The sequence below is a fragment of the Enterobacter sp. Taxon_8 genome, from assembly GCF_058354585.1.
In genome coordinates this window covers 1,117,393-1,138,045 of sequence record NZ_CM177989.1, presented here as the reverse complement: position 1 = coordinate 1,138,045, position 20,653 = coordinate 1,117,393, and the positions used below count along the sequence as shown (strand labels likewise).

Here is a 20,653-nt window from a genome sequence, read left to right as displayed (position 1 = left end):
AAAATGTCAAAACGGCTCCTGAGTGAACAGGAGCCGTTTAGTATACTACAACCGCCGGGTAATTAACGCGTGATCGCGTACAGCGTGCCGTCTTTTGCCTGAATCAGCAGTTTGCCGTCGGCCACAACCGGGTCGGTCAGGAAACCGGAGCTGTCGACTTTTTGCTGCGCAACAAAGCGGCCGTTATCCGGATCGATCCAGTGCATATACCCTTCGCTGTCGCCGACAACCAGGCTACCGTTGTACAGCGCCGGTGCGGTCAGCAGACGGTGCAGCAGGTCGCTTTGCGTCCACAGCGTTACGCCGCCTTCGGTGCTCAGGGCCAGCAGACGGTCGTTCTGGTCAACCATATAAATACGGTTACCCTCAACGATGAAATCGTTCACCGAGCCCAGCTCACGTTTCCACATGATCTGGCCGCTGCGCAGATCCAGCGCGGTCAGGTTGCCGTTATAGGCCAGGGCGTAAACCACACCGTTAACGATAACAGGCGTTGTATCCACGTCGCTCAGACGGTCAATTTCCGTTGAGCCTGTGGCCTGAGAGATACGCTGCTGCCAGATCATCTGGCCCTGCTGCATCAGCACGGCACTCACGCGACCGTTATCACCGCCCACAATGGCAGCACCAAATGCGGTAGCCGGGGCAGATTCGCCGCGCAGAGAGAGCGCAGGCATATCCAGGTTAACGGTCCATTTCACCAGGCCGTCCGCTTCGTTCAGCGCCTGCAGCTGGCCGTTGCTGGTATGAATCAGCACCAGGCCGTCGCTCACCACCGGACGAGAGAGGGATTCACCCGCCACGGTTGTTTGCCAGGCAATGGAGCCGTCGCTGCTGTTCAGCGCATACACCTGCGCCTTTTCGCTGCCCACGTAAACATGGCCACCGGCAACGGTCAGACCGCCAGACAGCAGTGCAGGCTTACGGGAGAACCAGCCGTCTTTTTCCGCCAGGTTAACGGACCACACTTCTTTCCCGTCATCGGCGTTCACCGCTTTCACGGTACCTTTGCGGTCAGCGGCATAGACAACGCTGTCTGCATACGCTGGATGAAGGTTGGAATAGAAATCACCAATCCCATTGCCCACGGAGACATCCCACGCGGTGGATGGGGTAAACTGGTTTTCAACCGTCGGCAGTGGGGACATTTTCACAACGTCTTCTTCGCCACTGAACAGTGAACAACCACTCAATAACGTAACAGAAAGCAGTCCTGGCAGAAGTAATTTACGCAATTGCATCGGGTCCCTCTCAGACGGACAAATTATTTATTTTCATCTGCATCATTTCGCTCAGCGCAGGTGAAGCATTGCTCTCTACGCCAGCTTGCCACGCTTTACGCGCGCCCGCTTTGTCACCTTTGCTCAGCAGTGCTTCACCGCGCAGATCGGCAACGATGGCAGCAAAGCCTTCGCCTTTGATGGTATCGAGCGTTTTCAGCGCATCGTCAGCTTTCTTCTGCTGAACCTGAATACGTGCCAGGCGCAGATTGATCACCGCTTTCAGGTTTTCATCACTGGCGGCAGCAAGGCCCTGAGACAGCTGTGCAGCGGCTTTATCCAGTTCGTTCTTATCAACGTACTGCTGAGCCACTTCCAGCGCAGCCAGTGCACCGTAGGTGTTTTTGTTGTCAGCCGCAAACTTTTCTGCCGCAGTCAGCGTTTGCGGCTGATCGGCACGAATTGCGCTCACGGTATTTTCATAGGACAGGGACGCGCCGCGCGCGGAATCCGCCTGATGATTGTTCCAGTAACGCCAGCCCACCAGCGCACCGACACCTAAAATAACCCCAACAACCAGCGCTTTGCCGTTTTCAGCAAAGAAGCGTTTAATCGCGTCGACCTGATCGTGTTCGTTCTCGTAAATTTCCACGCAGTCCTTCTCCTTAGCCCAATAGAGTGCGCAAGTGCGCCGCAACGCCGTCCTGCGTTACCGTTGTCTGCTCACCAGAGCGCAGGTCTTTCACCACCACTTCGCCGTTGGCCACTTCGGACTCACCCAGCACCAGTGCAATACTTGCGCCCCACTTATCGGCACGAGCAAACTGTTTTTTAAAGTTGCCGCCGCCATGGTTGGTCATCAGCTTAACGCCCGGCAGCGCATCGCGCACGCGTTCGGCAAGCTGCATCGCCGCAGACTGCGTTTCCGCGCCTGAGGCCACCAGGTATATATCGACAACGGAATCTGCTTTAAATTCCGGATTAACTGCCTGAACCAGCAAAACAAGTCGCTCAAGACCCATCGCGAAGCCAACAGCAGGTGCTGCGCGACCGCCAAGTTGCTCTACCAGACCGTCATAACGACCGCCCGCGCACACGGTGCCCTGAGAGCCGAGGCTCGTGGTCACCCACTCAAACACGGTACGGTTGTAGTAGTCCAGACCGCGTACCAAACGCTGGTTTACGGTGTAGGCGATGCCAGCCGCTTCAAGGAGCTTGCACAGGCCCGCGAAGTGTTCGCGAGATTCTTCATCCAGATAGTCACCCAGCGCAGGCGCATCGTTCAGCAGAGCCTGAACATCGGCGTTTTTGGAATCCAGAACGCGCAGCGGGTTGCTGTACATGCGACGTTTGCAGTCTTCGTCCAGCTTCTCTTTATGCTGTTCCAGGAACGCCACCAGCGCATCGCGGTAGTTAGCGCGGGCTTCCAGAGAACCGATAGAGTTCAGCTCAAGGGAAACGTGATCGGCGATACCGAGGGCGCGCCACCAGCGGGCGGTCAGCATAATCAGTTCGGCGTCGATGTCCGGGCCCTGCAGACCAAAGACTTCCACACCCAGCTGATTGAACTGGCGATAACGACCTTTCTGAGGACGTTCGTGGCGGAACATCGGGCCGATATACCACAGGCGCTGCTCCTGATTGTACAGAAGACCATGTTCGATGCCGGCGCGTACGCAGCCCGCCGTACCTTCCGGACGCAGGGTCAGGCTGTCGCCGTTGCGGTCCTCAAAGGTGTACATCTCTTTTTCAACCACGTCGGTGACTTCACCGATCGCGCGTTTGAATAACGGGGTCTGCTCTACAATCGGCAAACGGATTTCGCTGTAACCGTAGCTGCCGAGCACCTGCTTCAGCGTGCCTTCAATGCGCTGCCAGATGGCGGTTTCGCCAGGCAGATAATCGTTCATGCCGCGGATGGCTTGAATGTTTTTTGCCACGTTTATTCTCTTTCTATATACAAAAAAAACCCAAAGAATGGGTTCAATCATACATGGGAAGCGGCACGCTTCCCATCACGTTATTTTTCAACCTGCTGGATGCTGATACGCTGTGTCTCGTCCATCATGGCGGCTTTGGCGCGGATGCGGGCTTCAAGCTGGTCGATCATGTCGCTATTATCCAGACGATCTTTACGAACGCCATCTTCATAGAGACCACTTTTCTTGTTACCGCCGGTCACGCCCAGGGTTGACACCAGCGCTTCACCCGGGCCGTTTACCACACAGCCGATGATGGAGACGTCCATCGGGGTGATAATGTCTTCCAGACGTTGCTCCAGGGCATTCACCGTCCCGATCACATCAAACTCCTGACGTGAACAGGTTGGGCAGGCAATGAAGTTGATCCCACGCGCGCGAATACGCAGCGACTTCAGGATATCGAAACCGACCTTGATCTCTTCGACCGGATCGGCCGCCAGCGAGACTCGCAGGGTGTCACCAATCCCTTCTGAGAGCAGTAGCCCAAGACCGATCGCGGATTTTACCGAGCCGCTGCGCAGACCGCCCGCTTCGGTGATCCCGAGGTGCAGAGGCTGGTCGATCTGCTTTGCCAGCAGGCGATAAGACTCCACCGCCAGGAACACGTCGGACGCTTTTACGCTGACTTTGAACCGATCGAAGTTGAGACGATCGAGATGATCGACGTGACGCATAGCGGATTCGAGCAGCGCCTGTGGCGTAGGCTCGCCGTATTTTTCCTGCAGGTCTTTTTCCAGGGAACCGGCGTTAACGCCAATACGGATAGGGATATTTTTATCGCGGGCGCAGTCCACGACCATGCGGATACGCTCTTCGTTACCGATGTTGCCCGGGTTAATACGCAGGCAATCGACGCCGTATTCGGCCACTTTCAGTGCGATGCGGTAGTCGAAGTGAATATCCGCCACCAGCGGAACGCTGACCTGCTGTTTGATCAGTTTGAACGCCTCAGCGGCATCCATGGTCGGGACGGAGACGCGAACAATGTCCGCGCCTACACGTTCTAATGCTTTGATTTGGTTGACCGTCGCTTCCACATCGGTGGTGCGCGTGTTGGTCATTGACTGAACGGCGATAGGTGCCCCATCGCCGATTGGCACATTCCCAACGTAAATCCGTTTCGATTTTCTACGTTGAATCGGAGCCTGGTTATGCATGAAAAATCTCCCGCGTTGCCCGTCTGTTACTGTGCTGCTGATTGTTCGGCATTAACGGTAAGACGTGCAACCTGGTTAGTTCTGATAAAGCGGCTCAGGTCGACAGGTTTTCCTTGATACTGGATCTGTACCGCTGCCGGAGCGCCGATTTTAAGTTTATAAGGAGCCTGGCCGATTAGATTTAACGTGCCATCTTTACGCTGCAGGCCGCTGAACAGTTTTTTACCTGTCGCGTCAGTAACTTCCAGCCAGCAGTCGGCGCTGAAGTTCATCACCAGTGCGTTAGGATCGGCTGCTGTCGCCGTACCCGCCGGGCTGGTTGGCAAAGACGCTGCGGTATTGTCTGCAGGCTGAGTAGCCGCAGGCGCGTTCGCCGCCGTATCAACATTTGCCTGAGAAGGGGCAACAACCGCGTTTTGATCCTGAGCCTGCGGCGCAGCGGTGTCAGCCGTTGCTGCAGGAGCCTGTGCCGCACCGGTTGCAGACGCGTCTGGCGCTGCGGTCTGTGGTTCGCTGGAAGACGCCGCACCGTCGGTATTCAGCGGCACGCTCTGGGCGTTATCATTTCCGGCCTGGTTGAGTTCGGCGGATGATTGATCGGCCATGGTGGTGATCTCTTCCTGCTGCGCCTTGTGGTTTTGCCACCACCATGCACCGGTCAGACCGATCACCACAAACAGCACAAGCCATGTAAAGCTCATCAGCCAGCCGTCACGTTTTTTACGACGTTTCCCCAGAGAGAAAGTCTGCATCGGCGCAACTTTTGCTGCACGGACCGGCGCCTGCTTCTCCATCATTGGCAGTAATTCGTTTTCGGGGATATGCACCAGTTTTGCGTAAGAGCGGATATAACCGCGCAAGAACGTTGAAGCCAGATCGGCAGGCGCCTTATCTTCTTCAATATCGCGAACCGTGGAAACCTTCAGGCACAAGCGTTCCGCAACGGCTTGCTGGCTGAGTCCGAGTTGTTCACGGGCGTTGCGAAGACGAACGCCAGTGGAGAGTGCTTCATGTTGGTCGTGAGTGGCTTCAGTATTCATTCGCTACAACTACTGGTACGTGAAAAATAAGGGTTCAGGCGCCGGTGAGTCACAATGCCACCCGCACCGCGAAACTTCTGGTCAGTTAACCTTGAACAGAGAGTATAAGACTGTCAGCCCGGAGATGACAGTACAGCCCTGCCCGTACGGCTAAACTGTTGTTACGTCGTTACATACTGCCCGAAAGTCGGATGAAACGCACCGTAATTATTGATCAGTCATCACGAATCTGACTGATTATTCATAAGACTATGCTTCACGGCGCAGATAATGCGCCGTGAGTGCATAATAATCAAACAGCTTTAACCGCGATCGTCTCGCCCTGCATGCGTTTACGCAGGGTACGTTTGGTACGGTCAATAACATCGCCCGCCAGCTGTCCGCATGCGGCATCAATGTCATCACCACGGGTTTTACGCACGATGGTGGTGAAACCATATTCCATCAGCACCTTGGAGAAACGGTCGATACGGCTGTTCGAGCTACGGCCATACGGCGCGCCCGGGAACGGGTTCCATGGAATCAGGTTGATTTTGCATGGCGTATCTTTCAGCAATTCAGCCAGCTGATGCGCATGTTCAGTACCGTCGTTGACGTGGTCAAGCATCACGTACTCGATAGTGACGCGGCCCTGGTTGGCGTTGGATTTCTCCAGGTAGCGACGCACCGCAGCGAGGAATGTTTCGATATTGTACTTTTTGTTGATCGGCACAATTTCGTCACGAATTTCATCGTTTGGCGCGTGCAGGGAGATCGCCAGCGCGACGTCAATCATGTCGCCAAGCTTGTCCAGCGCCGGCACAACGCCAGAAGTAGACAGCGTGACGCGACGCTTGGACAGACCAAAACCGAAGTCATCCAGCATGATTTCCATCGCCGGAACGACGTTGGTCAGGTTCAGCAGCGGCTCACCCATCCCCATCATCACCACGTTGGTGATAGGGCGCGTGCCGGTTACTTTTGCCGCGCCCACGATTTTCGCGGCACGCCAGACCTGGCCGATAATTTCTGAAACGCGCAGGTTACGGTTAAAGCCTTGCTGCGCGGTTGAGCAGAATTTGCACTCCAGCGCGCAGCCAACCTGGGAGGAGACGCACAGCGTAGCGCGGTCTTCTTCCGGAATGTAGACGGTTTCAACGCGCTGATCGCCGACCGCAATCGCCCATTTGATGGTGCCATCAGCGGAGCGCTGCTCTTCCACCACTTCTGGTGCGCGGATTTCAGCCACTTCTTTGAGCTTGTTGCGCAGGACCTTGTTGATGTCAGTCATGTCATCAAAATTGTCGCTGCAGTAATGGTACATCCACTTCATGACCTGATCGGCACGAAACGGCTTTTCGCCCATCTCTTTAAAGAACTCGCGCATCTGCTGACGGTTCAGATCCAGCAGGTTGATTTTTCCATTTTTATTGGGAACCGCAGGAATGGCGACTTCGGAGGTATTCACTAATTCAGACATAATATTTACCGGCCTCGTTGTTACACGTTATGGCCCATGGAGGGTTGAATAGAAACGCCCCGGAAAGCGGTCTGCTCGTCCGGGGCGTTGCATTGTACAAAGTCTGGCGCAGGGATGCCACGTCTGGACGCGGCATTTACGAAAATAATGTGTAAACGAAACCGTTAAATTAACGGGTACGTGGACACACTTCGCCTTCAGCGAAGAAGAAAGCGATTTCGCGTGCAGCAGATTCAACAGAGTCAGAACCGTGGGTGCCGTTCTCGGTGAAGCTGTCTGCATAATCAGCGCGCAGAGTACCAGCCAGCGCGTTGTCCGGGTTGGTTGCGCCCAGCAGATCGCGGTGACGCTGCACTGCGTTTTCGCCTTCCAGCACGGAGACCACGATTGGACCGGAGGTCATGAACTCAACCAGGCCGTCAAAGAATGGGCGACCTTCGTGCTCAGCGTAGAAGCCGCGAGCCTGCTCAACGGTCAGGTGCAGCATTTTGGTGCCAACAATTTTGAACCCTGCAGATTCAAAGCGAGCGAAGATGCTGCCAATAACGTTTTTTGCCACCGCGTTTGGTTTGATGATGGAAAAAGTACGTTCAATAGCCATGATAACCTCTGTCAATGTTCTGTTGTTTTGCATACCTGAGTATGGTGTGGCGCGGATTATAATGAGCAATGGCGCCATTGCCTATGGATTCAGGTAACATTTTTTTAAAATAAGACGAGTTTTAGCAACAGCTCACATCAGAAAGCTTTTTTCAGGTCACTGCAGCGTAAAATTCACCGTCGCGACCTGCCCGGTCTCATCCATAACGAGTAACTGATAATCACCCGGTTTATCAAGCTGTAATGTGTAAACTCTCCCCTTCACATTCAGCGGTTCACCGTTCAAAAACCACCAGCGCTCACCGCTATTGCCGGTCGCCTGAAGCGGCAGCGAAACGCGGGGTTCCCCTGGCAGACGTTTGATGACGGCCCCTTCACGCACGCCGGTCAGAATGAGTGGCGCAGGTGCGTCCTGCGACAGCGGAGGACAGGTTGTTGATGAAGGAGGGACCCGTACCGCACGACGCTCGGTTGCGGGCAGCCACGGCTCCAGCGGCAGCGGCCAGACATCCAGGATCTTCTCTGTAGCATCCGGGCAATCTGCCGCCACGCGTTTACCTGATTTATCCAGCCAGACCGGGAAACGGATCCCGCGTATGCCTTCCTGTTCGGGCAAGAGCAGCGTGGGCGGTTCACTCCCATCCAGCAGCCAGGTCGACAGGCGACGTCGACAGTTTTCACTGCCTTCAGGCAGCGACTGGCCGCCCGGCCAGCAGATCACGCCCCGCCCGACGCTTGCCGGACGCGGATCGCGCGGCAGGCGGGCTTCGTCTACCGTTGAGCGCGACTGAAGCAGGTTATTGACCTGGTTTAATAGCGGCACCGCACTGGCAAACCCAAACTGTCCCGCCACGGGCGTGCCGTCCGGTCGCCCGGTCCAGATGCCTATCACGTAACGGGCATTCAGACCGATGGCCCAGGCATCACGGTAGCCGTAGCTGGTGCCGGTTTTCCACGCCAGCGGCGCAACCTGCGGTAGCGCATTATCCGGCAGCGGCTGCGCTTCACTGGCCAGAATACGGCGAATAATCCACGCCGAGCCCGGTGATAACAGCGGACGTTCAGTCAGCGGATCGCCCGGCTGCAGGCGCAGCCTTCCCGCTCTACCGTGTCGGGCAAAGGCGCTGTAGGCAGCGGCGATATCTGCCAGCCGCGCGCCTGCCCCGCCGAGGATCAGAGACAGATTTGGCTGCGCCCCCGCGGGCAGGATCAGCGGCAAGCCTGCATTGCTCAGCATCCCGGCAAATCGTTTTGGTCCGTAGGCTTCCAGCACCTGAACGGCAGGCAGGTTGAGGGAGCGCACCAGCGCTTCACTCATGCTGACCGGTCCATGAAAGCCGCTGTCAAAATTCCCGGGACGATAATCACCGGTTTTTCTGGGAACGTCCTGAAGCAGCGAGGCGGGATGGATCAGGCCATCATCAAGCGCCATGCCGTAGATAAAGGGTTTTAACACCGATCCCGGCGATCGGATCGCATTGACCATATCTACGTGGCTGAAACGCGTGTCATCGTTGATATCCACCGACCCCACCCAACCGCGCACTTTCATATCGGTATGATCGACCACGATCATCGCCAGCGAGCTGCGCGCCGGCAGGCGGGATTTCCAGTTCATCGCCAGCTCTTCCAGCTGCCGCTGCAGTCCGGCATCCAGCGTGGTGACTATTTTCGTGTCGCGACTTTTGCCGAGCATCATGCGCGCAAAGAGCGGTGCCAGCTGCGGCATCTGCCGGGGCGCCAGCCATACTGATTCTTCACGGGATTCTTTAACCTGCTTTGCGGACCAGACGCCCTGCGTCGCCATGCGGTCGAGCACTTTGTTGCGCGCCGCTTCGGCCCGTTCAGGCCAGCGGTCCGGGCGTAAACGACTCGGTGCCTGCGGCAGCACCGCCAGCAGCGCCGCGTCGGAATAGCTGAGCTGCGACGGCGGCTTGCCCAGATACGTCCAGCTTGCAGCCCCCACACCCTGCAGCGTACCGCCAAACGGGGCGCGGTTGAGATAGAGCGTGAGGATCTCACGCTTGGAAAGATGCCACTCCAGCTGCATCGCCCGCCAGAGCTGGCGAATTTTGCCGCCAACGGTGCGCGGATGCGGGTCCAGCAGTCGCGCGACCTGCATGGTGAGCGTGCTGCCGCCAGAAACCACTCTTCCGGAAGTGAGATCCTGCCAGGCAGCGCGTAGAACAGAAAGCGGGTTTACGCCGGGGTGATCCCAGAACCAGCGATCTTCATACTGGATCAGCGCCTCAAGATAACGGGGAGATACCTCTTCGATCGTCACCGGATAGCGCCAGATCCCATCGCTATCGGCAAAACGCCAGAGCGGCGTGCCCTTCTCATCCACCACCACCCGGGCAGGGTTAACCTCTTTCAGAGGCAACGGCCACAGGCGGTCGGCGGCGACAATTAGCCCCCATAAAACGAGAAGCGCTCCCGCCAGCCAGAGCCAGCGGGAGCGTGTCAAACGTGCCATTCGCATATTACGGAACAACAATCAGCGGGCCACTGGCCGCCCCCGTTGCCCGCCACTGCGGCACATACATGGACTCGACCATCGGAACCGGCACCTGGTAGGTTCCCGGCGTCACGGCGCGCGCCAGATAGACCAGCGTGACTGGCTGACCTTCATTTACCGGCACGGCGGCCACAAAGCGGTCGTCGCGGAATTCCATATGCTGAATGTCCGCCTGCTGCATCTGGCTGAGCAGGTTCTGTACTTCGCTACCGCTGTCCTGCAGGCTGGCGCTGCTGCTTGCCAGGTTCTGGTTTTCCAGCTCCAGACCCGCAGGGAGGAGATCCACCACCAGCGCATCCGGCACGTTCTGGCTGGCTTTAACTTCCAGCCACACCAGCACAAGCTCACCGCTCTTCAGGGAAGAGAGTGATTTAGTACTGCCGTCGGTTGCCAGGACATGACGTTCAACCTGCAGCACGTTCGCGCTCGGCTGAGGGGCGTATTCCGGATATCCGGTGCTGTCCAGACGCACCCACAGCGGAGTCGTGCCGGTATTGGTCACCTGCAGCGCGCCAAGCTGGTCGCCGCTCACGTTTTGTACCAGTGACTTATCGCCGCCTGATGCGGTCTCAGACAGAGAGGTTTTCGCCTGCCATGTACCGGACAAGGTTTGCAGCGAACGTCCGGCCAGGAACAGCGCGTTGCTCTCCTGCGTTGACAGCCAGCGCTGGCTGAAGGCCTGTTCAGACAGAGCATTCAGCAGCGTATTCTGCGCATCCGGCAGCAGCTTGTACTCCTCCAGCAGGGAGAGCATCAGCGCGTTATCGCGAAGCTGGCTGCCGTAATCGGCCATCCAGGTTTTGCTGTCGTTACGCGGTGTTTTGAGCGCCAGATCCAGCGCCTGCTGGCTGCGCGGCGCATCGCCCATCAGCTTGAGCGCCATGCCCAGCTGCATCAGCGGTAGCCCGGACGCCGCCTGAGCGTGACGTTCCCAGATTTCACGCAGCGCGCCCAGCGGTGCTTTTTGCTGACGTGCCAGCACCAGAGCGGCATAGGCCTGCACGGCAAATTTACTGGCCTGAGTATCGTCGCTGTAGCGAATGGACATCATGCCCGGATCCTGCAGGTAGCGCAGCAGGCGGCTATTGGCGTTATTCACCGCATCGGCAGGTACGCTGTAACCCTGCTCGCCCGCGCGCACCAGGAAGTCGGTCACGTAGGCCGTCAGCCAGTACTCTTCCGGACCGTTTTTATCCCACAGCGCGAACCCGCCGTCTTCACGCTGCATCTGCAGCAGACGGGAAATACCGATATCAATGGCGGCACGGCGCTTGTCATCGGTGTCGCCCTTGATGCCAAGTGCAGTAAGCTGCGCCGCGTTGGTGTAGAGCGACGGGAACAGGCCGCTGGCGGTCTGCTCCAGGCAGCCATACGGATAGGCCTGCAGCTCACGAATGTAGCGCGCCAGGTTGAGCGGTGGTTTTCCGCTCAGCAGCAGTTGCCCCTGCAGGGTGGCAGGAGAGAAACCGTTACTGTGCTGCGCCGGTGCGGTCCAGGATTCGCCAGGGTTCAGCATGGCACCGGTATTGACCGTCTGCGCCGGGAACGCCGGACGCACGCCGATTTTCCAGCTCTTCTGCTGTGGCGCAAAGGTCTCGCCCGGAAGCTGCAGGCCGGTAACCTGTGCTGTCACCTCACCGTCACCATAGCCTTCCAGCGCACGCACCGGAATAAAGAGGGTGGTTCGTGCCCCCGGAGGCAGTTGCACCGGCTGCGGCTGCCCGCCTTCCAGCGATAATTTGCCTGTTGCGGTCAGGGCAACGTTCAGCGTTTGCGGCTGGTCGGTCAGGTTGGTTAGATCCAGCGTCAGGCGTGAGGTGTCCCCACTTGCCAGGAAGCGTGGGGTATTAAGCTCGGTAATAACCGGCGCGGCCACAATAATCTTGCTTTCACTGCTACCGAAATCGTCCTCCGTCCAGGCCTGCGCCATCAGACGCAGCTCACCGTTGAAGTCTCCAATCGGCAGCGTAATCGTGCCTTCCCCGTTGGCATCCAGCGTGACCGGCTGTGCCTGCTGGGCAATGATGGTGACGTGGTTCACCGGCGGTTTGCCGCCGCGCTTCAGTTCATCCCCATCGCCACCGAAGCGCAGCGCGGCCAGGCGGCCCTGCCCTTCAATGACCTGGCCATAAATGTCGTAGATATCCGCGCCGTAGCGCTTCTGACCAAAGAAAGCCTGCCAGGGATCAGGCGTCACGTAATCGGTAATGTTCAGCACGCCGCTGTCCACCGCCGATACCAGGACGTTCACCTTCTGCGGCACGGCCCCCTCTTTCACGCTGGCTTTCACCTTCACCGAGAGCGTCTGGTTTGGACGCATTTTCTGTGGGTTATCGAGCGCAATATTCAGGCGACGGTTTTCGTCGCCCATCGGCAGATGCAGCAGGCCGACCGCGCGTTTCGGCGTAGCGGATTTTGATTTATCCCCAGGACGCACCACCAGCGTACTCAGATAAAGATCGTGACGTTTCCAGGCTTTGTCGACCGGGATAGCGAGATCAAGCCCGTTTGCCGGTACGTCGATCTCCTTCCACCACAGCGGCCCTTCGCTGGATTCGATCATCGCATAGCCCTTGCCTGCGGCCGGCGCTGCAATGTGCAGGTTGATGGTATCGCCTGGCTGATAGGCTGGCTTATCCAGCTTCAGCGTCACGCGATCAGGGCGTGCAGCTCCGGTGCCGTCACTGTTATCCTGCCAGCTGTACCCCGCCCAGAAGCGCACGCTGCTGACCATCTCATCAGGCGCTTTCACCTCCAGACGATAAGAGCCCCACTCCACCGGGAAGGTGACTTTACCCGTCTCATCGGCCTTGAGAGTTAGCTCCTGCTCGCCCTCGACCAGGTCTTTCTGATCGAACTGAGACTGCCAGCCTTCGCTCTCAGACCAGTTCCAGAAGTAGTCCCGACGCTCGCGAATCAGACGAACCTGTAACCCGGAAACCGCTTTTTTCGCTCCGCTGGCATCGGCATACACGATGTCGAAGCTGGCGTTGCCGTTCTCGTCAACAATCGGTTGGTTGACGGTGGTATCGGTGCGGTAGTCATAAACGGCTTTACTGGCGAACTGAGGACGAATCCCCGGCAACTCAGCCGCCGGCCAGATAGCCTGCTCAGCACGACGCGTTACCGGACGGCCGCCGGACTCCAGCAGGCTGGCCTGCAATATCAGCTGCAGCGGAGAATGCACCTCTTTCCACTGGCTTTCGGTAGAAACCTGCCCACGCCCCTGCTCATCGAGCGTAAGCTGCACTTCATCCAGGCTGCGGCTCAGGTTCTCTTCGGCGATATCGCCAAACTGGAAGCCCGGCAGCGCAGACACCGCGTCACGCAGCGGACGCAGGAAAAGCTGGCCCTGCAGAGAATTACCGTTGGCCGGTGCGCCATACAGGTAATAGCCCACCACGTTAAAGTCGACGTTATCCTGCGGTGATAGAGGCGTTTTTTGTCCGCTCAGGTTGAGCGCCATGCGCTCTGGCATGAAGTCTTCGACATGGAAGTCCCACAGACGCTGCAGGTTATCGCCCGTGTTGGCGCGTATATGCCACATGCCGGTCTGCGCTCCGCTGTCCAGCGTATAGTTAAAGCGATAGAGCCCGTTCTCTGGCTTGACGACAATGGTACGCGCGACCTGTCCATCCGGACGCAGCACGTCAAGCTTCACGGGCTGATCCGGAAGTGGCTTACCGTCACTATCGCGCAGCAGGCCGTTGAGGATCACCGTTTCACCCGGGCGGTAGAGATCGCGCGGGCCAAACATAAAGAACTGCTTGCTGTAGCCGGGGCTACCGGCAATATCGAACTCCGCCAGATCGAGCGCCGGTAGCTTGAGGTCAAGCAGCGTGGTCTGGCCGTCTTTGCTGGCCAGGATCAGCGCGGCCTCTTTGTCGGTTTCAAGCTTCGCATGGCCGTCGGCATCGCTGTTTGCTTCGGCAAGGGTCTGCCCTTTGTCATTAAGCAGGGTAACGGTAACCCCGGACTGCGCCGCCCCGTTTTCCAGGCTCTGGGTGAAGATGTCCAGGCGGTTATGATAACGGTGAGCGGACAGTCCAATATCGCTTAAGGTAAAGAGCGTCGCGGCGTTGCTGTAGTTGTAGTGCCCGGCCTGGTTCATGACCGCGATATAAACGCCAGACTGCTGGAGCGGTTTAATATCCTTCAGAGGCAATAGCAATTTTTCGCGCGTGTTGCGCGCCGGATTAAGATCGAATCGACCGGTGTAAACCAGTTCCGCCATCTTCAGCAGGTTGTCGGATTCCCAGTTGGTCAGCGAGTTACGGTACTCCCACTGACTAACAAGGGAGGCCAACGATTCAGGCTTCACGCGGTAAAAGTTGACATCGACATTGTTGACGTTGAGCGCCATAACCGGCAGACCTTCCACCACTTTACCCGGCAGCAGCGAGCCGCGGCTGGCAAAACCGACGGTGGGTTCAACGTCCCGGGTGGTCAGGGCTTTCTCATAATCAGTACCAAACGTCGCTTTGTTCAGCGCCTGCAGGCCAGGTTCAACGGTGACGACCAGGTTGCGGTTAGGCTCCAGATGGCGCAGGCGAAGCTCTTTCAGGTTAGGCGCAAGTTCCCACGCCCCGTCAACCTTGCCGCTTTTCTTATCCACGACATGCACTGTTTTCGCGAAATCCTGTTCAGGATTCAGCGGAACAGAAAAGGTCAGCACCAGCGTGGCAGCACCGTCTAGCTGGACTTCAGAGGCATCCAGCAAGGTCAGCGCTTTTCCCTGACTCTGGGCGGCCAGTTTAGCCAGCGTTTCAGCATTGGGCTTTTCCGCGGCTTTTGGTGTGGATGCGGTGGATGCCGCGGGAGCCGCAGCCTGAGATTTATCGTCGCTGTTATCACAGCCGACAAGCGTAAACGTGGTAAGCAGCGCAAGAGAGAGCGCGGCTAAGCGAAACGGTTTCATCCTTTGTCCCTGGCCCAGGGGGCCTGTTGGTCGTCGTCCGGATAAGTATTATCCGCAAGTTTCATTAATTCAAAAAGTCCAATTTTAGAGTCTGGAAAGCGCCTCGCAGAATGGCATCACGCCGCTACGCCGTGATGGAACCACGATCACAAGACATAACGTCACATGTTACTTTCCAGGTCATTTGTTTTTAAAACAATAAGATAGCTGGATAGACGTGCCTGAAGACTGCTAGTTTTATGACCATGACGCACCCCGAGTGCGCGGTTCAATAAGAGAGAAAGCCATGAAACGAGCCGTGAACGCCCTACAAAATTTCGGAAAATCATTGTACGGACCGGTACTTATCTTACCGATCGTCGGTCTGTTTATCGCCTTTGGTAACGTGCTGGGTAACGGTAATCTCGCGGAGTACCTGCCGTTTCTCGGACATCCTCTGATTCAGCATACTGGTCAGCTTATCGCGAAATCTGCCGTGTCGGTGCTGGTTAACCTGGCGCTGGTGTTTGCCGTCGGTATTCCGATTGGTCTGGCGACGCGTGATAAAGGCTATGCCGCACTGATTGGCCTGGTCACCTTTATCGTGTTCATCAACGCCATGAACGTCACGCTGCAGCTGCAGGGCGCGCTGGCGCCAGTTGCCCAGATGAAAGCGGCCGGACAGACCATGGTGCTGGGCGTGCAGGTGCTGGAGATGGGGGTCTTTGCCGGGATCCTGACCGGAGCGCTCTCCGGATATCTGTACAATAAATACTCCGGCGTACAGTTTAACGGCGCGATGGCGATTTACTCCGGCCACTGTTTTGTCGCCATTGTAATGCTTCCGGTCTCCATGCTGCTCGGCGTGGTGATGAGTGAACTGTGGCCCTTTGCCCAGCACGGCATTAGCGCCCTGGCGCTGGCCATCAAAGGTTCCGGACCGTTTGGCGTGGCCATCTACGGCTTCCTGGAACGTATTCTGGTTCCCACTGGCCTGCACCATCTGGTTTATACGCCGTTTCTCTATACCGAGCTGGGCGGTACGCAGGAGGTGTGCGGCGCAACCTATCAGGGCGCGCGCAATATCTACTTCGCCGAGATGGCTTGCCCGAACGTGAAGCAGCTCAGCAGCACGGTGGTGTGGGACGCGCGCGGCATCAGCAAAATGTTCGGCCTGCCTGCCGCCGCGCTGGCGATGTATATGACCGCAAAGCCGGAGCGTAAAGTCATTGCGAAAGCCATTCTTATCCCCGCGGCGCTGACCTCGCTGCTGGTCGGCGTGACCGAGCCGATTGAGTTTTCATTCCTCTTCGTCGCCCCGCTGCTGTTCGTGGTGCACGCGGTGCTGACCGGCATCAGCATGATGCTGTTCTCGCTGCTGGGCGTTCACGCCATCGGCGCCAACGGGATTATCGACTTCATCCTTTACAACCTGCCGCTCGGCACGGAGAAGTCCAACTGGCCGATGTACATCGTGGTGGGGCTGATCGTGTTTGTCCTCTACTTCGTGGTGTTCCGCTTCCTGATCCTGCACTTCAACATGAAAACGCCGGGCCGTGAGGATGACGACAAGGAAACGCGCCTTTACAGCAAGCAGGAATACCAGGCGAAGGGGAATAACGACGGGCTGGGCGAATCCATCGTGGTAGGTCTCGGAGGCCGGGAAAATATTCAGGTCGTGGATAACTGCTACACCCGCTTACGCGTCACGGTGAAGGACGTCGCCATTATCGACGAGCCGCGGCTGAAGGCGACCGGCGCGAAAGGGATTATCAAACAAGGTAACAACGTTCAGGTGGTCTACGGGCTGCACGTCAAAAAAATGCGAGAAGCCGTTGAGACGTTTCTCTGAAAGGAGCTAAAGATGTTTACACCCCCATTCATTCTGTCGATTGCCGGCGGCGGCAGCACCTACACGCCGGGTATTGTGAAAAGCCTGATGGTGCGCCTGCAGGATTTCCCTCTGGCCGAAATCCGCCTTTATGACATCGACGAGGCGCGTCAAAACACCATTGCGCCCGTCGTCGAGAAGGTGATTCGCGACCACAGTCAGAGCATCAAATTTACCGTCACCAGCGATCCGGAAGTGGCCTTCAGCGGCGCGCATTTCGTCTTCGCCCAGATGCGCGTCGGCCAGTATAAAATGCGCGAGCAGGATGAGAAGATCCCGCTGCGTCACGGCGTGGTGGGCCAGGAAACGTGCGGACCCGGCGGGCTTGCCTACGGCCTGCGCACGATCCTGCCGATGGTGGAGCTTATCGATCTGGTCGATCGCTACGCGCATGAAAAAGCCTGGATCGTGAACTATTCCAACCCGGCGGCGATCGTCGCGGAGGGCGTGCGGCGTCTGCGCCCGAACGCGAGGGTGCTGAATATCTGCGATATGCCGGTGGCCGCGATGCGCAATATGGGGGCAATTCTGGGTGTCGATCGCCACAAGCTGGAGGTCGACTACTTCGGCCTGAACCACTTCGGCTGGTTTACCCGCGTGCTGGTGGACGGCGAAGATAAGCTGCCCGAGCTGCGTAAGCATATCGCAAAGTTTGGCCTGCTGACGGAAGACGCGGCTAAAACCGATCCGCAGCATTCCGATCCTTCATGGGTGAAGACCTGGCGCAATATCAAGCCGATCATGGACAACTTCCCGGAGTATCTGCCGAACCCGTATCTGCAGTACTACCTGATGCCGAACCAGATTGTGGAGCATCAGAACCCGGACTATACCCGCGCCAATGAAGTGATGGACGGGCGTGAGAAAAAGCTGTTCGCCGCTGCCGAAGAATATAAGCGAACCGGGATCCTACCGGATGCCTTCCACGTGGGCGTCCACGGCGAGTTTATTGTTGATGTCGCCTGCTCGCTGGCCTTTAACCTGCGCAGCCGACATCTGGTAATGGTGGAAAACCGCGGGGCGATCGCCAACCTGCCGTACGATGCCGTGGTGGAAGTGCCCGCTTATATCACCGCCGAAGGCCCGGAACCGATTCGCTTCGGTCAGGTGCCGCTGTTCCATCAGACCCTGCTGCAACAGCAGCTCGCCTCGGAACAGCTTCTGGTGGAGGCGACCATCGAGGGCAGCTATGAGAAAGCCCTGCAGGCGTTCACCCTCAACCGCACCGTGCCGACCATGGAACATGCGAAAGCGATTCTTGACGAGATGATCGAGGCCAACCGCGACTACTGGCCTGCGCTGCAAAAAGCCTGGCAGGACGGCGAACCGGTGAAAAAATAGGGGCTTGCTCGCGAGTTGAACGTGGTTTGCTTGTCGGTGTCAGAAAAAACACCGACAATCCTTTTTTACGGAAAAGAATGGAGGCAACCCATGTCCACCTCATATTTTGTCGCTGCCGACTGGCTGATTGAGCACGGCGACGATCCGGAAGTTCAGATTATCGACGCGCGTATGGCCCCTCCGGGGCAAGAGCATCGTGACGTGCCCGGTGAATACCGTGCTGGGCATCTGCCGGGTGCGGTATTTTTTGATATTGAAGCCCTCTCCGATCGCAACTCTCCCCTGCCGCACATGCTGCCGCGCCCGGAAGCGTTTTCCGTGGCGATGCGCGAGCTGGGCATCAGCAAAGATAAGCACCTCGTTGTGTATGATGAAGGTAACCTCTTCTCCGCACCGCGCGCGTGGTGGATGCTGAAAAACTTCGGCGTGGAAAAAGTCTCGATTCTGGCGGGCGGGCTGGCGGGCTGGAAGCGCGACGAGCTGCCCCTTCAGCAGGGTGACGTAACGCTGCCGGAAGGCGAATTCGACGCGACCTTTGACGCCCACGTGGTAAAACGCCTGACCGACGTGCTGGTCGTGAGCCATGAAAAAACGGCGCAAATCGTCGATGCCCGCCCTGCTCCGCGCTTCAATGCCCAAGCGGATGAACCACGTCCGGGGCTGAAGCGCGGACATATTCCGGGCGCGCTGAACGTGCCGTGGGGCGATCTGGTGTTTGAGGGCGAGCTGAAAACCACCGACGAGCTGCGCGCTATTTTTGACCTGGCAGGGGTTGATTTACATCGTCCGATTATTGCCAGCTGCGGTTCCGGCGTGACGGCCTGCGTAGTGATTCTGGCGCTCGCCACGCTCGGCGTAAGCGACGTCACGCTCTACGACGGCGCCTGGAGCGAATGGGGTGCGCGAGACGATCTGCCTGTCGAACCCGCGAAATAATGGATAACCGCCTGGCCACGCTGTTAACGCGCGGGGCGTCGCTGACCCGCGCGGAGTATCGCGTCCTCGCCCACCTCACGGAGCATCCGCTGCTGGTGGGCAACATCACGGTTCGCGAGCTGGCGCAGGCGACGTTCGTTTCTACCGCCACTATTATGCGGCTGTGCCAGAAGCTGGGGTTCAGCGGCTTTAGCGAGTTTATCTGGCACTGCAAGCAGCTGCTCTCCGACACGCCGCATATTGCCGCTCAGGCGCAGTCGCGTCTTGAACTCCCGGTGCTGTTTAATCAGTTTATAGCCAACTATCAGCATACCTTTCAGTGGGTTACCCAGGAGAAACGCCAGCAGTTTGCTAACCTGCTGCGCCAGAAAGAGAGTTTCTTTCTCTACGGGGCCGGGTTTTCTTATCTGTTTGCGGAGTACCTGACCAAGAAGCTGCAGGTACTGGGCAAAACGGCGTTTATCTCCGGGCCGGGAGACAGCCGGAATATTTTCCTCAGCAACGCCGCCCGCTATCAGGTGTTTATTGCCGTCTCGCGCAGCGGCGAAACGGAACAGGTGCTGGATAAAGCGAGGATAGCCAAAAACGTCGGTATGACGATCGTCGCGTTTACCCGCGCCTCAGCCAATACGCTGGCGGGAATGGCGGACGTGCATTTTGCTCTCTATGACGAAGCGGTGCACTTCGCCGCCGAAGCCGCGGGGGTGACGTCGTTTGAGTCGAATCTGGTGCTGCTGATGGATTTACTGCTGCTGGAAGCAACGGGGTGATATTCACCCCGCCGTAATCAGATGATGCGGTTAGTTTTAAGATCGCGCAGGAAGCCGCCCCAGCGACGCTCGTAGAACGGGGTGATGTGCTCGGTAATAAAGTGGCTGATGCCCTTCTCACCGTTTTTCACCTGACAGATATCAATCGGCTCGTCGCCCGGTAGCGTGTCGGTTGCCACGCTGCCCGCCGCCTGAATGATTTCGTCGATATCGCCATCGGCTTCAATACCGATCAACAGCACCGGCTGTTCGTCCGCACGTTCTTTAATGGAGCAGAGAAACGCGCGCCGGACGGGCTTGAGCGTTTTGAACAGCGTCGTCAGGGAATCAATCATCTGCGCGGGTGGCTCGGCCACCTCAGAGAGCAGCAGCGTTTCGCCCCCTTCCAGCACTTCCTGCGTGCTGAGCGGGTTGCCCTCTTCGCCAATCAGGTGGCTGATTTCACGCGGCGTAAACTCTTTCCCGGTCGGCAGCTTCGCATTGAGGAACAGCGTCTGGCCGAGCGTCATTTCAAACAGAGTACGCACCGGCATCACCACGAACGCCTGTTCATCTTCTACCGCTTTCTGAAGCGCTTCCAGCGAGGTGAAGAACGGGATCACCGACGTGCAGTCGTCTTTCTCCCAGTGCAGCAGATCCAGCGCGCTGTCTTCTACGACCTGCTCACCTTCCGCGGCGGTGCCAGGAACCCAGACGGTGGATTCCAGCAGGGTGCGGAAAAATGCCGGACGGTGGGCGGGCTCGGTCGCCGCCTGCTCCAGCAGGGTTTCTAATTCGTTTTTGGTTTCGGACATAACAATTCCAGATGTCGAATTTCCCCCTCACCCCTGCCCTCTCCCATG

14 protein-coding genes are annotated in these 20,653 nt (G+C 57.7%); 4 read left to right on the top strand and 10 right to left on the bottom strand.

Features of this window, described 5'->3' with window-relative positions; genetic code table 11:
- Nucleotides 1-62 precede the first annotated feature (62 nt).
- From bamB to AC4IBF_RS05410, 9 genes are all read right to left on the bottom strand, one after another.
- Nucleotides 63-1,241: an outer membrane protein assembly factor BamB gene (gene bamB, locus AC4IBF_RS05450; RefSeq protein WP_008502135.1), complete on the bottom strand. Its 1,179-nt coding sequence runs from the start codon at nt 1,239-1,241 to the stop codon at nt 63-65.
- Between the two features lie 10 nt (nt 1,242-1,251).
- A complete protein-coding gene (locus tag AC4IBF_RS05445) occupies nt 1,252-1,872 on the bottom strand; it encodes a YfgM family protein (RefSeq protein WP_047173886.1) in 621 nt (206 codons plus the stop codon).
- 13 nt (nt 1,873-1,885) lie between these two features.
- Nucleotides 1,886-3,160, bottom strand: coding sequence for a histidine--tRNA ligase (hisS, locus tag AC4IBF_RS05440; RefSeq protein WP_032622984.1), 1,275 nt, complete (start codon nt 3,158-3,160; stop codon nt 1,886-1,888).
- Between the two features lie 80 nt (nt 3,161-3,240).
- Nucleotides 3,241-4,359 (bottom strand): flavodoxin-dependent (E)-4-hydroxy-3-methylbut-2-enyl-diphosphate synthase, encoded by a 1,119-nt coding sequence (gene ispG, locus AC4IBF_RS05435; protein ID WP_133294915.1) that lies wholly within the window; start codon nt 4,357-4,359, stop codon nt 3,241-3,243.
- Nucleotides 4,360-4,385: 26 nt separating this feature from the next.
- A complete protein-coding gene (rodZ, locus tag AC4IBF_RS05430; RefSeq protein WP_115875999.1) occupies nt 4,386-5,399 on the bottom strand; it encodes a cytoskeleton protein RodZ in 1,014 nt (337 codons plus the stop codon).
- A gap of 292 nt (nt 5,400-5,691) precedes the next feature.
- A complete protein-coding gene (gene rlmN / locus AC4IBF_RS05425; protein ID WP_014171168.1) occupies nt 5,692-6,858 on the bottom strand; it encodes a dual-specificity RNA methyltransferase RlmN in 1,167 nt (388 codons plus the stop codon).
- Nucleotides 6,859-7,027: 169 nt separating this feature from the next.
- Nucleotides 7,028-7,459: a nucleoside-diphosphate kinase gene (gene ndk / locus AC4IBF_RS05420; RefSeq protein WP_003860625.1), complete on the bottom strand. Its 432-nt coding sequence runs from the start codon at nt 7,457-7,459 to the stop codon at nt 7,028-7,030.
- 156 nt (nt 7,460-7,615) lie between these two features.
- On the bottom strand, nt 7,616-9,940 hold the full coding sequence (gene pbpC / locus AC4IBF_RS05415; RefSeq protein WP_491463186.1) for a peptidoglycan glycosyltransferase PbpC: 2,325 nt from the start codon (nt 9,938-9,940) through the stop codon (nt 7,616-7,618).
- 1 nt (nt 9,941) lies between these two features.
- Nucleotides 9,942-14,894, bottom strand: coding sequence for an alpha-2-macroglobulin family protein (locus tag AC4IBF_RS05410; protein ID WP_491463185.1), 4,953 nt, complete (start codon nt 14,892-14,894; stop codon nt 9,942-9,944).
- Between the two features lie 286 nt (nt 14,895-15,180).
- Here AC4IBF_RS05410 and AC4IBF_RS05405 point away from each other — a divergent pair, with 286 nt between their 5' ends.
- The 4 genes from AC4IBF_RS05405 (at nt 15,181) to AC4IBF_RS05390 (ending at nt 19,811) form a co-directional block, all read left to right on the top strand.
- A complete protein-coding gene (locus AC4IBF_RS05405) occupies nt 15,181-16,725 on the top strand; it encodes a PTS transporter subunit EIIC (protein WP_491463184.1) in 1,545 nt (514 codons plus the stop codon).
- Nucleotides 16,726-16,737: 12 nt separating this feature from the next.
- The gene (locus AC4IBF_RS05400) at nt 16,738-18,105 is read left to right on the top strand and encodes a 6-phospho-alpha-glucosidase (RefSeq protein WP_133294920.1); all 1,368 of its coding nucleotides are present in this window, start codon (nt 16,738-16,740) and stop codon (nt 18,103-18,105) included.
- A gap of 90 nt (nt 18,106-18,195) precedes the next feature.
- Nucleotides 18,196-19,041 carry a 3-mercaptopyruvate sulfurtransferase gene (sseA, locus tag AC4IBF_RS05395; RefSeq protein WP_325848843.1) on the top strand — a complete coding sequence of 282 codons (846 nt, stop codon included), beginning with the start codon at nt 18,196-18,198 and terminating at the stop codon, nt 19,039-19,041.
- The gene (locus tag AC4IBF_RS05390) at nt 19,041-19,811 is read left to right on the top strand and encodes a MurR/RpiR family transcriptional regulator (protein ID WP_325849387.1); all 771 of its coding nucleotides are present in this window, start codon (nt 19,041-19,043) and stop codon (nt 19,809-19,811) included. The genes sseA and AC4IBF_RS05390 overlap by 1 nt, the downstream gene beginning before the upstream one ends.
- Nucleotides 19,812-19,828: 17 nt before the next feature.
- On the opposite strand, the gene sseB is transcribed toward AC4IBF_RS05390, so the two are convergent.
- Nucleotides 19,829-20,605 carry an enhanced serine sensitivity protein SseB gene (gene sseB / locus AC4IBF_RS05385; protein WP_491463183.1) on the bottom strand — a complete coding sequence of 259 codons (777 nt, stop codon included), beginning with the start codon at nt 20,603-20,605 and terminating at the stop codon, nt 19,829-19,831.
- Between the last annotated feature and the right edge of the window lie 48 nt (nt 20,606-20,653).